Source organism: Pseudomonas sp. S06B 330 (genome assembly GCF_002845275.2).
GTDB lineage: Bacteria > Pseudomonadota > Gammaproteobacteria > Pseudomonadales > Pseudomonadaceae > Aquipseudomonas.
In genome coordinates, this window is the sequence record NZ_CP088149.1 from 2259189 (window position 1) to 2273344 (window position 14156).

Annotated in this window: 9 protein-coding genes; 2 read left to right on the forward strand and 7 right to left on the reverse strand. The window is 62.0% G+C overall.

Features of this window, described 5'->3' with window-relative positions:
• Nucleotides 1-38 precede the first annotated feature (38 nt).
• From glgX to CX511_RS10280, 7 genes are all read right to left on the reverse strand, one after another.
• A complete protein-coding gene (gene glgX / locus CX511_RS10250) occupies nucleotides 39-2189 on the reverse strand; it encodes a glycogen debranching protein GlgX (RefSeq protein ID WP_045184082.1) in 2151 nt (716 codons plus the stop codon).
• 146 nt (nucleotides 2190-2335) lie between these two features.
• Nucleotides 2336-2581, reverse strand: coding sequence for a DUF2934 domain-containing protein (locus tag CX511_RS10255; protein ID WP_045184080.1), 246 nt, complete (start codon nucleotides 2579-2581; stop codon nucleotides 2336-2338).
• An 18-nt stretch (nucleotides 2582-2599) separates the two neighbouring features.
• Nucleotides 2600-5368 carry a malto-oligosyltrehalose synthase gene (locus tag CX511_RS10260; RefSeq protein ID WP_101292612.1) on the reverse strand — a complete coding sequence of 923 codons (2769 nt, stop codon included), beginning with the start codon at nucleotides 5366-5368 and terminating at the stop codon, nucleotides 2600-2602.
• On the reverse strand, nucleotides 5365-7434 hold the full coding sequence (gene malQ / locus CX511_RS10265) for a 4-alpha-glucanotransferase (protein WP_101292610.1): 2070 nt from the start codon (nucleotides 7432-7434) through the stop codon (nucleotides 5365-5367). Before malQ ends, CX511_RS10260 begins: the two co-directional genes overlap by 4 nt.
• Nucleotides 7431-9206 (reverse strand): malto-oligosyltrehalose trehalohydrolase, encoded by a 1776-nt coding sequence (treZ, locus tag CX511_RS10270; RefSeq protein WP_231353400.1) that lies wholly within the window; start codon nucleotides 9204-9206, stop codon nucleotides 7431-7433. Before treZ ends, malQ begins: the two co-directional genes overlap by 4 nt.
• A 16-nt stretch (nucleotides 9207-9222) precedes the next feature.
• Complete coding sequence (gene glgA / locus CX511_RS10275; RefSeq protein ID WP_045184069.1) at nucleotides 9223-10782, reverse strand: glycogen synthase GlgA; 1560 nt, start codon at nucleotides 10780-10782, stop codon at nucleotides 9223-9225.
• A gap of 433 nt (nucleotides 10783-11215) precedes the next feature.
• Entirely contained in the window at nucleotides 11216-11383 is a 168-nt protein-coding gene (locus CX511_RS10280) for a DUF6026 family protein (RefSeq protein WP_177327780.1), read from the reverse strand.
• Between the two features lie 198 nt (nucleotides 11384-11581).
• Between CX511_RS10280 and gnd the strand changes: the two genes are divergently transcribed.
• Together gnd and zwf are read left to right on the forward strand one after the other, a co-directional pair.
• On the forward strand, nucleotides 11582-12565 hold the full coding sequence (gene gnd, locus CX511_RS10285) for a phosphogluconate dehydrogenase (NAD(+)-dependent, decarboxylating) (RefSeq protein WP_045184066.1): 984 nt from the start codon (nucleotides 11582-11584) through the stop codon (nucleotides 12563-12565).
• Nucleotides 12562-14064 (forward strand): glucose-6-phosphate dehydrogenase, encoded by a 1503-nt coding sequence (zwf, locus tag CX511_RS10290; protein WP_045184064.1) that lies wholly within the window; start codon nucleotides 12562-12564, stop codon nucleotides 14062-14064. The genes gnd and zwf overlap by 4 nt, the downstream gene beginning before the upstream one ends.
• Nucleotides 14065-14156: the final 92 nt, after the last annotated feature.

Sequence of the window (14156 nt, forward strand, 5' to 3'; positions counted from 1 at the left end):
GCATGGGACCGGACCTGCGTCCGCTCAGTTCCCGTGTTTCAATTGTCGTCTTCGCGATGCAACTCCAACAGCACCAGCGAGCGCCCCGACAGCTCGAATTGGCTGGCGAATTCATGCCGTTCACCTTTGCGCAACTGGGGCCGATCAGTGTCGATCAGGCAGTTCCAGTATTCACCTTCCGGCACTTGGGGCAGGGTGAACATGAGGGCGTCATGGTGGGCATTGACGATCAGCAGCAGGGTGGCATCGGCCCCCGGGCGCTGGATGCCGCTGACCTGAGCACGGCCATCCATCAGCATGCCCAGGCATCGGCCTTGGCTGTCTTGCCATTGTTCGACGCTCATCTCGCCGCCATCTGGCGCCAGCCAGGTGACATCCTTGACCCCAATCGCCTCATTGTAGTCGCCGACCAGAAAGCGCGAGCGGCGCAGTACCGGATACGCCAGGCGTAATTTGGTCAAGCGTTTGACGAACTTGAGCAGCGCGGCGCCTTCGTCATCGAGTTGCCAGTTGACCCAGCCAATCTCGCTGTCTTGGCAATAGGCATTGTTGTTGCCATGTTGGGTGCGGCTGAATTCGTCACCGGCGACGATCATCGGCGTGCCCTGAGCCAGCAGCAGGGTGGCGAAAAAGTTGCGCATCTGGCGCAGGCGCAGTGCGCTGATCTCGGCATCGTCGGTGGGGCCTTCGACCCCATGGTTCCAGGACAGGTTGTTATTGCTGCCGTCTTCGTTGTTTTCGTCGTTGTCTTCGTTGTGCTTGTCGTTGTACGAGACCAGGTCACGTAGGGTGAAGCCGTCATGGGCGGTGATGAAGTTGACCGAAGCGTAGGGTCGACGGCCGCGGCGATTGAACAGTTCGCCTGAGGCGGTCATGCGCGCGGCAAAGTCGGCCAGCTGGCCTTCATCGCCTTTCCAGAAGGCGCGCACAGTGTCGCGAAAACGGTCGTTCCATTCGGCCCAACCGGGGGCAAAGTTACCCACCTGGTAGCCGCCGGGGCCGCAATCCCAAGGCTCGGCAATCAACTTGACCTGGCTGAGCAACGGGTCCTGGCGGCAGGCCACGAGGAAGCTGTGGCGCTCGTCGAAACCTTCGTGGTAACGGCCAAGGATGGTCGCCAGGTCAAAGCGAAAGCCGTCCACATGCATTTCGCCCGCCCAGTAGCGCAGTGAGTCGGTGACCAGTTGCAGCACGCACGGGTGGCTCAGGTCCAGGGTGTTGCCTGTGCCGGAGTCGTTGATGTAGAAGCGCTTGTCCTCGGGCATCAAGCGGTAGTAGGAGGCATTGTCGATGCCTCGCATGGACAGGGTAGGGCCCAACTCGTTGCCCTCGGCGGTGTGGTTGTAGACTACATCGAGGATCACCTCCAGGCCGGCATCGTGCAGGTGCGCCACCATCTCCTTGAATTCGGCGATTTTGCCGTTGGCCAAATAGCGTGGATGGGGCGCGAAAAAGGCAATGCTGTTGTAGCCCCAGTAATTGTTCAGACCTTTTTGCAGCAGGTGCTGGTCGTTGACGAAGGCATGAATCGGCAGCAGCTCAATGGACGACACCCCCAGCTGTTTGATATGACCAAGCAGTTCGTCACACATCAGGCCGGCGAAGGTGCCGCGGTTATCCTTGGGCACTGCCGGGTGGCACATGCTGATGCCGCGCACGTGGGCTTCGTAGAGGATGGTGCGATCCCAAGGCACGCCGACGCGCTGGTCGCGGCCCCAGGTATAGGCCGGGTCGATGACCTTGCATTTGGGGACGTAGGGGGCGCTGTCACGCTCATCGAAGCTGAGGTCGCCATCAGGGTGGCCAATGGTGTAGCCAAACAGCGCTTCGGACCATTTCAGGCTGCCCACCAGTTGCTTGGCGTAAGGGTCGATCAGCAGTTTGTGGGGGTTGAAGCGGTGGCCATGTTGCGGCTCGTAGGGGCCATGGACGCGGTAGCCGTAGATTTGCCCGGGATGAGCGTCGGGGAGGTAACCGTGAAAAATTTCGTCGGTGTATTCGGGCAATTCGATGCGTTCCAGTTCCACCTCGCCGCTGGCGTCGAACAGGCACAGTTCGACCTTGGTGGCGTGGGCCGAGAACAGGGCGAAGTTGACCCCCAGGCCGTCCCAGGTAGCCCCCAATGGAAACGGCAGGCCTTCGCGGATACGCGAGGGTTCGACGAGGGCGGCGGCTTTTGGCTTGCTCATGGGGCTCCTTGGCGACGTGAGGAATGGTCTGCCCTGTGGGTGCTGGGCGGCAGCCGACACCGCACGGGTTTACCGTTTGCGTAGGGCAGAACCGGCCTCTCGCCGGCAACGCCGGCTCCCACAGGGGTAAGCGGTGACGTGATCACTCAAGTGACCGGTGGTTTTTTTGTCGTTCTCGGCTTTTTCACCGCAGCGGGTTTGCTTGGAGCGATCTCCACAGGCGTTGCCGGCTTGGCCTTGGCCTTGCGTGGAACGGCTTTGGGCGCCAGGGCTTCGGCTTCGGCCAGTTTGCGCGCCATTTCCCAATGCCGGCTTTCCTGGCCTTCGGGTTTGCCCTCAGATTCCCAGATCTGGTAGGCGAATTCGCGAATACGTTTTTCTTCGACACTCATCTCGACGCTCCTTAGGGCTTAGGCATGATCAATCAACAAGTTGACCGGGATCTCCTTGAGTACCGCGCTGAGTAACAGCTCCTTTGAGGCTGTGACTGCGCTACTGGCAAAAAGTCCCGAGCAATTGGCCGGTGACAGGGCAAACGGCAACTGCAGCCGGGTGTCGTCCCAGGCCTGAGCCGGGATCAACGGAATGGGAGTATCAGCAAGCAAGCCACAGGCCAGGCGCGGCACAACCACAATCGCGCGCGCGTTGTCAGCAACACGGGCGAAGGCCAGCACCTGAGCGGCGTGCCTACCTTGCACTTGCAGTGGCAGGTAGCGGCCCTGGCTAAACAGCTCGGGATAGGCTTGACGACGCTCCAGCACCTGGCAAATCAGCGCTTGCTTGATCCTGCCGTTGCGCCATTGCTGCAGCAGCTGCGCCGTGTTGGTGCTGTCGTCCAGGCCGTGGCGGCGTGCGGCATAGTCCACGGCGCGGCGGTTGTCTGGGTCGACCAGGCTAAAGTCCCAGAACTCATTGCCCTGGTACAGGTCGGGCACGCCCGGCACGGTCATGCGCAGCAGGCACTGGGTCAGGCTGTTCAGGGCGCCGGCACAGGCAATGGACTGCGCGGCCTGGGTCAGCGAATGGCGCAGTTGTTGGTTTTGTGGGTCTTGCAGCAGGCCTTGAATGAAGGCCTGGCATGCCTGTTCATAGGCGTCGTTCGTGGCGCTCCAGCTGCTGTGCAGTTTGGCTTCACGCAGGGCCTTGCGCTGCCATTGCTGCACGCGTTCGAGGTAGGTCTGCATCGCCACACAATCATGCTCTTCAAGAGCCAGTGGCCAACTGCCCAACAAGGTTTGGTAGAGCATCCATTCATCACCCGGTGCTGGCGCCACGCCGTCGCTCAGTGCAGTACGCAGCGGTGCGGCCAGTTCACGCCAGTGTTCGACCCGGCTGACGAACCAGCGACTGCGTTCACTCAACACCGCCAGGCGTGCGCGCGTGTCTTCACCACGTTTGTGATCGTGGGTCGCGGTGCACAGCAGGTTACGCGGGAATTGTTGCAGCCGTTGTTCGCATGCCTGGTGGAAGGCCTCGAGCGGTGCACTGAAACGTTCAGCATCAAAACCTACGTCATTGCGTGAGAGCAGCAGGGCGGAGCGGTAGAAGGCGGTGTCTTCAACCGCCTTGGCGGCCGTTGGCGCCGTCAATTGCTGGAAGCGAATGCAGGCATGGCGCAGGTGCTTGCGCGCGCGGCCAGGGGGCAGGCTGCGCCAGGGTTGCCCGCCGAGCCAGTGCTGTAGCGAGTCAAGCACCGGCCAGTCACCTTCGCCCAGACGTTGCCGGGCAGCGTTGTACGCCTGTTGAAAGAACGGTTCATCTTGCTCAGGTCGGCCACCGGCATTGAGGTAGGTGCGATACACCGGATACTGTTCAACCAGTGCCTGCAACGCCCGGCGAATGGCACCGAGGGTCAGGTCGCGGCTCATCAAGTCATCGCGGGCGACTTGCAGCAGGGCGTGGGCCACCGATTCGAAATCACCGGCCAGGCTGGCATTGAGCACTTGCTGGCGGGCCAAGCGTACTTCTTCGGCAAAGGCCGGGCGTTCGCTCAAGCTGCTCCAAGCCTCGGCCAGTATCGCTTCGCCCGCCGGATCGTGTTGCAGCAGGCTGACCTGGTTCATGAACTCATAGCCAGTGGTGCCATCCACACCCCAGTCGCGATGTAGCTGCTCGTCGGCAGCGAGGATCTTCTCGACGTAGATCGGCAGGTGTTCCAGTGCGGCACCCAACGGGCGCTCCGCCAACAAGGCATCGACGCGCCGACGCAGTTTCCGGCAGTAGCCCCGCGGGTCGGCCAGGCCATCAATATGGTCGATGCGCAGGCCGTCGACCAAGCCATGACGGATCAGCGCGAAGATCTTCTGGTGGGTGGCTTCGAACACTTCGTTGCGCTCAACACGTAGGCCCGCCAATTCGTTGATGTCGAAGAAACGCCGCCAATTGATGTCATCGGCCGCCGTACGCCAGCTGGCCAGGCGATAGGCCTGGCGTTCGAGCAGGCTGTGCAGGCGCTGGAAGCCTTCGGCGCTGCGCCCGTCGTAAGCCTGGAGCAAATCGTCGACGGGCAGGCGGTGGGCCAGTGCGACCAGTTCCTGCTGCAGAAGCCGCGCTTTGTCCGCCGCCGGGTTGGCGCTGTGCAAGGCCGCGAAACGCATGCCCAAGGCCTGAACGTCGGTGTCTTCACACAGGCACAGAATCTGCCCGTAGTCCGTCGGGCTGATGGGGAAACGGTGTTCATGGTGCGCAACATAGAAGCTGCCATCGCGGGCCTGAAAGCGCAGTGGCATGTCCCCGGATTGCAGGACCGTCCCGTAGTCGCTGGCGAGAAACGGCAGGAGCAACTGGCCTTCCAGCAAGGGGTCGGTTGAGTGCCACTGGATATCGAAGAAGCTGGCATAACGGCTACGTCGGCCCCAGGTCAGCAGGTCCTGCCACCAGGGGTTATCGCTGCCAACGGCCATATGGTTGGAGACGATGTCAAGGATCAGGCCCATGCCATGCAAGCGCAATGCTGCGACCAGCCTGATCAGTGCGGCTTCGCCGCCCAGGTGCGGGTTGATCTGCGACGGGTCGATGACGTCATAGCCATGCACCGAACCTGGGCGCGCACTGAGCAGTGGCGAGGCGTACAGGTGGCTGATGCCCAGGCGGGCGAAGTAGGGCACCAGGGGCAGGGCATCGTCCAGGGTGAAGCCGGCATGAAACTGCAAGCGCAAGGTGGCGTTCAAGGGCTTCATCGGTCGCGCTCCCAGGCTTGTTCGCGGGCTTGTGCCAGCAGCTCAAGGCGCCTTGCCGCATCGTCATCGTCCAGCAGTGCAGTGGCGGTCAGGCTGAAGCGTCGGCGCCAGTTGGGATGGCTGTCTATGGTGCCCGGCAGGTTGGGCTGTTCGTCGATCCCCAACAGGTCTTCCAGGGGTATCAGCACCAAGGGCGCACGGGTATGCCCGAGGAAACGGACGCAGGCGTCGATTACCTGTTCACTGTCGGTCAGCATGCCGTAGTTGTGTTCAAGGCAGTGCTGCAAGCCTTGACGCTCCTGCTGGCGGCTGTCGTGCCAGTGTCGTTCGGTGTCCGTATCGATCAGCGAGAGGCGCTGGTGGCAGTCGATATCACGGTGCTGCAACCACCCGGCCAAGGGCGGTAGGTCGTGGGTGCTGGTGGTGGCCAGGGCATTGTCCGGCCAATCGAGGATGGGTTTGAAATGTCCGGGCGGATCCTGTTCGAACTGCAATACACGCATGCCCAGCACGGCCCGGTGAGCGAGTGTTTCCCGCAGGCCGTCGGGCACGGTGCCCAGGTCTTCGCCGAGGACGATGGCGCGATGACGTACCGACTCCAGACACAGCAGGCGCAACAAATCGTCCAGCGGGTAGTTCAGGTACGCGCCGTCACTGGCGTGTGCGCCCAGTGGAATCAGCCACAGGCGTTGCAGGCCCATGACGTGATCGATGCGCAAGCCTCCGGCATGGGCGAAATTGGCCCGCAGCATTTCGATGAAGGCGCGGTAGCCGTTGCGACGCAGGCCTTCGGGAGAAAAGGCGCAGATGCCCCAGTTCTGTCCTGCACGGTTCAGGATGTCGGGCGGCGCGCCGACGTTGAGGTCCGAGAGCAATTCATCCTGACGGCACCAGGCCTGACTGCCGGCACCGTCGGCGCCGACGGCCAGGTCAGCGATCAAGCCGATGGCCATGCCGTTGCTGCGGGCGGCGTCTTGAGCACGCTGCAAGCTGCGCTCGATCAACCATTGGCAGAAGGCATGAAACTGGACCTGCTGTGGATGTTGCGCGGTAAAGGCGGCCACCTGCGGGCTGTGCGGGTCGTGCCAGGCGTCAGGCCATTGTCGCCAGTCCTGGCCCAGGCCGCGCGCTTGCGCTTCGCCGAGCAAGGCTTCGAAGCGGCAGTGTTGCTCCAGTGGGTCGCCGGCCTGAGCGCAGTAGCTGTCGAAGTCGGCCCGCAAAGGGTGGTCGCCGTCGACGAAGTCTTCATACAGCACGTGCAGCAATTGGTAGCGTGCGGCCCCTGCCTCGGGCCAATCGATTAGCGCCTGCTGTTCGAGGTGCTGGAGTTTGTCCTCCAGGCCCAAGGTCTCGATCGCCACGCGCACCGCGCGCTCGCCGAGCAACAGGCCAGGGCTTGCGTACAAGCTGTTGAGCCATAAACGGCTGGACGGGGAGTACGGGCTGTAGCGCTGGGGATCATTAGCGAACATCGCGTGTAACGGGCTGATGGCCAGGGCATCGGCGCCACGCTCCGCGGCGCTGCGGGCCAGTTGCTCCAGGGCCAGGCAATCGCCGAAGCCGCCATCACCGTTGCGACGCAGGCTGTAGAGTTGGGCACTGATTCCCCAGCAGCGTGGCGTTGGCGTATCGAGGGCATCGTTGAGGCTGAAGCAGCGTGTCGGGGCCACGGCCAGGGTAAAGTGCTGGTCGCCGATTGCCACCTGGTGGTAGCCGATCGGCAAGCCGGCCGGGAGCGCAGCGTCGGCGTCCAGTTGCAGCTGCTGTAGGGGGCCCTCTTCGTGTTGTACCCGGCAGGGGCTCGCGGCGGGAAAGTAGGCGGACAGATCCAGCGCCTGCTGCTCATCGACCGTGAACAGGGGCGGCAAGTGCCGAGCGTCATGGGCGGTCTTCAGTGCTTGCAGGCTGGCGGCAACCTGTTGGGCATCATCTGCCGGGTGGCCAAGAGCGGCCAATACGCGGCGCAGGTTCGCCTCACTGACGCGTTGCGCCCGGCCGTTGGCGTCCGTCCAGTCCACGGCGATGCCCGCCAGGTCGGCAAGTTGCTGTAGCAGAGGATCAGTCATGGGCACGCTCCAGCGTAGGAGGGGGGTAGCAGGCTGACCACGGTGCACATAGGCGCCAACTGATCGCCGCTTGGCGTTTGGTCTGTGCTACAGAACAGTTGCGTCGAAGGCGGGGGGAGCGTGCACGGCACGGCAGTAGCACCAAGGTTCACATCGATGCGCAGTACGCGCCCGTCACCCAGTTGCCAGCGGGCCGTCAGCGCCTTGTCTGCCAGGGTGCTGGCGCTCAGGGCGCGACAACCAGGCAGGTGCGCGCTGATGTGCTTGTGGCGCAATTGCAACAGCTGGCGGTAGAACGCCTGCCCGTGTTGCTGTCGATCATCGGCGGCGTGTGGACGTGAAGCACAGTAGGTGGCCAGCGCGTTAGGGTCAGGAATCGCGGCCCTTTGGTCGGGGTCGGCGAAGGCTTTGAATCCGGCAAACTCGGCACGTCGACCCTCACGCACGGCATCGGCCAGTTCATCGTGGTGGTCGGTAAAAAACAGAAAGGGCTGCTCGCTGCCCCATTCCTCGCCCATGAACAGCAGCGGGATCATCGGCGACAGCAGCAGCAGTGTGGTGGCCGCCCGCAGCGCCAGCGGTGGGCACAGCTGGGTAAGGCGTTCGCCCAGGGCACGGTTGCCAACCTGGTCATGGTTCTGCAGGAACAGCACGAAGGCGCTGGGCGGCAAGTGCGCACTGGGGGTCCCCCGAAGGCGACCGTGCCGATCAGGTTCGCCCTGGAAGACAAACCCCTGACTCAGGCAACGGGCCAGTTTGTCGATTGCCCTTGGCTGGAAGTCGGCGTAGTAGCCTTCTTCTTCATCCGTGAGCAGCACATGCAGGGCGTTGTGGCCATCGTCATTCCATTGCCCGTCAAATTCACCCGCCAGCAGGTCGGCCTGGTTGTGCTCGTTTTCCAGCACCAGCCACACCTGACGCCCCGGGGCGACCGACTGGCGCACGCGCCGGCCGAGTTCAGTGAGGAAATCCGGATCATCGATGGCATGCACGGCATCCAGGCGCAGGCCGTCGACACGATAGTCGTGTAGCCACATCAGGGCATTTTCAATAAAGAAGTCGCGCACCTGGTGGCGGCGAAAGTCGATGGCGGCACCCCAGGGGGTAGGCTGGTGCTGGCGGAAAAAACCGCTGGCATACTGGCCCAGGTAGTTGCCGTCCGGGCCGAAGTGGTTGTAGACCACATCCACCAGCACCATCAGGCCATGGCCATGGGCCTGATCGATCAGTTGGCGCAGTTGTTCCGGTGTGCCATAGCTGTGCTGTGGGGCAAAAGGCATGACGCCGTCGTAGCCCCAGTTGCGTTCGCCGGGGCATTGCCCCAAGGGCATCAACTCGATGGCCGTCACTCCCAGTGCCGCCAGGCGTGGTAGCTGCGATATCAGCGGGGCAAAGCCCCCCATCAGGCCCACGTGCAACTCGTAGATGACTGCTTCATGCCACGGGCGGCCTTGCCAGTGGCTGTGCTCCCAGTTAAATGCCGCAGGGTCGACGATCTGGCTGGGGCCCTGCACACCTTCGGGCTGAAACCGTGAGGCCGGGTCGGCGACCTCAAGGTGGCCGTCGATGCAGTAGCGGTATCGGCTGCCGGCGACAGCGGCCAGCGTGGCGCTGAACCAGCCGCCACCATCCGGCGGCAATGCAAAGCGCTGCCCGGATTCAAACAGCACTTCGACACGGTGGGCATCAGGTGCCCACAGCGCGAAGCGAACGGTGTTGCTATCGAGCATCACGGCCCCGTGGGTCGCGAGTTGATCTGACCTCAAGGGCATACCTGACACCTCAACCTCAGCGGGCCATTACCTGGGAACGCTCGACCAGCTCCTCGTAAAGTCGTGCATAAGGTTCCACCGCCTGGCACCAGTTGAACGGTTGGGTCATGGCCAGGCAACGCATGGCGTTGAGCAGGTTTTTTTTGCCATAGACGTAGAACGCCCGGCTCAGGGCTTCGCGGTAGCTGTCGACGTTGGACTCGTCGAACAGGAACCCGGTAACGCCGTTGTCGATGGTGTCTGCCAGCCCGCCAGTGTTACGCGCCACCGGCAGCGAGCCGAAGCGCTGCGCATACATCTGACTCAGGCCGCAGGGCTCGTAGCGTGAAGGCATCAGCAAAAAATCGCTGCCGGCGAACATGCGCCTGGCATCGGTTTCATTGAAGCCGATGCGTACGCCGACCTGCCCTGGGTGGCGCAGCGCCAGTTCACGCATGGCGTGCTCTTCTTCCGGTTCACCACGGCCAATGATTGCGATCTGCCCGCCCTGGCTGACGATGTAGTCGGCGACGCCCAAAGTCAGGTCCAGGCCCTTCTGATAAACCAGGCGTGAAACCACGGCAAACAATGGCCCGCTGGAGGGCTCAAGTTGGAACAGTTCGCGGACCTGGCGGCTATTGGCCGCTTTGCCTTCCCAGTCATTGAGGCTGAAGGGGTGGGCCAGGTGCGGGTCGCTGGCCGAGTCCCAGCTTTCGTCAATGCCGTTGGGGATGCCGCTGAGCAAGCCTTGTTGGGCTTTGCTGCCGAGAAAGCCATCCAGGCCGCAACCAAACGCCGGTGTGGTGATTTCCCGGGCGTAAGTAGCGCTGACCGTGGTGATATGACTGGAATAGGCCAGGCCCGCTTTGAGGAACGACAGCTTGCCGTAAAACTCCATGCCTTCTTGTTGCAGGGCATGCGCGGGAATGGCCAACTCCGGGCAGCAGGCGCGACTGACGACGCCCTGATAGGCCAGGTTGTGAATGGTGAACAAGGTGGGCGTTTTCAGGCCACGCCAATGCATGTAAGCAGGGGCCAACCCTGCTGGCCAGTCGTGGGCATGGACCAGGTCAGGTTTCCAGTGAACCATGCCTTCACCCGCGGCGATCTCGGCGGCGGCCAGGCCCAGGCGGGCAAAACGAATGTGGTTGTCCGGCCAGTCGCGGCCGTTGTTGGCGCCATAGGGCGTGCCTTCGCGCTGGTACAGTTCTGGGCAGATCAGTACATAAATGACCAGGCCGTCGGCCAGGTCCATGCGCCCAATCTTGCAAGGCGGCAGGGCGGCATGGCCGCCCAGTTCACCGACCAGGTGAATGGGGTTTTCGCTCTCCAGCACTTGCGGGTAACCAGGAATCAACACGCGTACGTCGTGCAGATGCCGCATCGCCCGCGGCAGGGCGGCGGAAACGTCACCCAGACCGCCGGTCTTGACCAGGTCAGCAATTTCCGACGTGACGAACAAGACTCTGCGCTTGTGTGGATTGTGCCGCGAATCGGTACCAGGTGCCTTGGCTGTCGTACTGAAGTCCGTGGCCAGCGGCACACGGTTGTCCGGGGTGAAATGCTCTACATGAGGTTCGACAGCGGCACTGATCATACTTCTCTCCGTCCCTATGTTGCGGGTGTGGCCACCCATTTTGTTTTGTGTCTTAACGGCATCTCTCTGTGGATGAAACTGCATAGCAATCCATGCGCCGAAATCCTGCGCGCAAGCGCTACGCACATCGGCGTTCCGACCGACGGCGTGGTAACTGATTGGGGTGAGTAGGCCGCGCCTGGGTAGCCAGAAGCGTGGGCCTCCTTACTTGCTGACCTACTGCGATTTCAGAAAGTTCGACTTTTTTTAGTCGTGTTTTCCAGACAATCTCGTGGCCGAATACTGAGTGTAGGAGAGATACGAAAGAAGTGTGACCCGTCGGTCACTTTAGTTGCGCGCTGCACAATAACGGTGCAGTCACCGTTCGATGAGGTCGAGGAGATCGCGCGTCAGCAGGGCTGCTGACGCGGGGGGTGAGAGGGTGAATCCCGGCTCAAGCGGGAGTAGCTGAAGTACCCGCCTGGGCTTGCTGCAATTGCAGGCTCAGCTTCGCCACCTGCTGCTGGAGCTGGTCGCGTTCTTCGCGCAAGCGGCGCAGTTCATCCCGGTGAACCGTCACGTAGAGGGTCTGGGGCGGCATTTTCGGTAGAAGGGTTGCCATTGCACACCTCGTGAAGGGCTGGTCGTCGTTACAAGCGTAGCTGCTCAATCGGGCGGGGATTCTGAATTCTTTTTTCTGTCATGGGAACTTTTTTGTTTCTCGCTGTCTTGCCGTTCGTCGATGAACCAAGGCTGCGCAGGCTGGACTAACCTTGAAGGCTTGAACGCTTAGTTTTCATTTCAAGGGGAGCATCGGCACATGCAACTGGGAATCGTCGGGCTGGGCCGCATGGGCGGCAATATCGCAAGGCGCTTAATGCGCGACGGCCACCGTACGGTGGTCCATGACCGTGAGCGCCAGGCCGTGGAAACCCTGGTGGCTGAAGGCGCGCAAGGCGCCCATGACCTAGGAGCGCTGGTCGGCAAGCTGGAAAAGCCCCGGGCAGTCTGGGTGATGTTGCCGGCCGGCGAGCCCACCGAGCAGACCATCGCACACCTGGCCGACCTGCTCGACGCTGACGATGTGATCATCGACGGCGGCAACACCTTCTATAAAGATGATGTGCGCCGCGCCGCCGATCTGGGCAAGCGTCAGCTGCACTATATCGACGTGGGCACTTCCGGCGGCGTCTGGGGCCTGGAGCGCGGTTACTGCATGATGATCGGCGGCGAAAAAGCCGTGGTTGATCGTCTCGACCCCTTGTTCGCAAGTCTCGCCCCCGGCGTTGGTGTTATCCCGCGTACCCGAGGGCGTCAGGGTGCGCCCGAGCGTGCCGAACAAGGTTATATCCATGCCGGGCCGGCGGGTGCAGGGCATTATGTGAAGATGATTCACAACGGCATCGAGTACGGCCTGATGCAGGCGTATGCCGAAGGCTTCGACATCCTCAAGAGCAAGGGCAGTGATGCCTTGCCGGTGGAGCAGCGCTTCGATCTCAACCTGGCTGAAATCGCTGAAGTCTGGCGACGCGGCAGTGTGGTCACCTCCTGGTTGCTGGACCTGACCGCCGATGCCCTGGTGGCTGATCCGCAGCTCAAGGAGTACAGCGGTTCAGTGGCCGACAGTGGCGAAGGGCGTTGGACCATTGACGCTGCGGTGGAACAGGCAGTGCCGGTGCCGGTGCTGTCCAGTGCATTGTTCGCGCGCTTTCGTTCACGCCAGCAGCAAGGCACTTACGCTGACCGGATGCTCTCGGCCATGCGCTTCGGTTTTGGTGGTCATGTAGAGAAGAAAGCCGAATGAGCGATACACAGATCGAAGCCGCACCACCCTGCACCCTGTTTCTGTTTGGCGCCAATGGCGATCTGGTCAAGCGCCTGTTGATGCCAGCCCTGTACAACCTCAGCCGCGATGGGCTGCTGGATAAAAACCTGCGCATCGTTGGCGTGGACCATAACAGCGCCACCGACGCCGAGTTTGCTGATCGCCTGGAAGCGTTCATGCACGAGCGCGACAAGGGTAGGGAAGGCACCGAAAAATGCCTCGACGAAAAGCTCTGGAGTCGACTGGCCAAGCGCATCAGTTACCTGACCGGCGACTTTCTCGATGACGCCACCTACCAGGCTATTGCCCGGCGCATCGAAAAGAACCCCAGCAGCAATGCGGTGTTCTACCTGGCCACCTCACCGCGTTTTTTCAGCGAAGTGGTACAGCGCCTGGGCGCTGCCGGATTACTGGATGAAAGCACCGGCTTTCGCCGCGTGGTAGTGGAAAAACCCTTTGGCTCGGACCTGGCCAGCGCCGAGGCGCTCAATGCCTGCCTGCTCAAAGTCATGAACGAAAAACAGATCTATCGTATCGACCATTACCTGGGCAAGGAGACGGTGCAGAACATCCTGGTCAGCCGTTTTTCCAACGGCCTGTTCGAAGCCTTCTGGAACAACCATTACATCGATCATGTACAGATCACCGCCGCTGAAACGGTCGGCGTGGAGAGTCGCGGCGCGTTTTATGACCACACCGGTGCCTTGCGCGACATGGTGCCCAACCACCTGTTCCAGCTCCTGGCGATGGTCGCCATGGAGCCGCCAGCGGCCTTCGGCGCCGATGCCGTGCGCAGTGAAAAGGCCAAGGTAATCGGTGCCATCCGACCCTGGTCGAAGACCATGGCCCTGAAGAACTCCGTACGCGGGCAGTACACCGCTGGCAAGCTGGGCCGCAAGAAATTGCCCGGGTACCGGCAAGAGCCACGGGTGGATCCGGCCAGCCAGACCGAGACCTATGTGGCCCTGAAGGTAATGATCGACAATTGGCGTTGGGTGGGCGTGCCGTTCTACCTGCGTACCGGCAAGCGCATGAGCGTACGTGACACCGAAATCGCCATCTGCTTCAAGCCGGCGCCCTATGCGCAGTTTCGTGACACCGAGGTCGAAAAGCTCAAACCCAACTACCTGAAGATTCAGATCCAGCCTAACGAAGGGATGTGGTTCGACCTGCAAGCCAAACGTCCGGGGCCGGCGCTGGCCATGGAGAACGTCGAGCTGGGGTTCGCCTACAAAGACTTCTTCAAGATGCAGCCGTCCACCGGCTACGAGACCTTGATCTACGACTGCCTGACCGGTGACCAGACCCTGTTCCAGCGTGCCGACAATATCGAGAACGGCTGGCGTGCAGTGCAACCGTTTCTCGATGCCTGGAAAGAGGCCGGGGAGGTACAGCCCTATGCCGCCGGTGAAGACGGCCCAGCCGCCGCCGACGAGTTGCTGGCGCGTGACCGGCGGGTGTGGCACAGCATTGGCTGAACACACATGAGGAGGGCGGATGCCTGGCTTGATCGAAGGCTACGCACTGATCGGTAACGGCCGCAGCACGCATTAAGATCAACCGGGGCTTG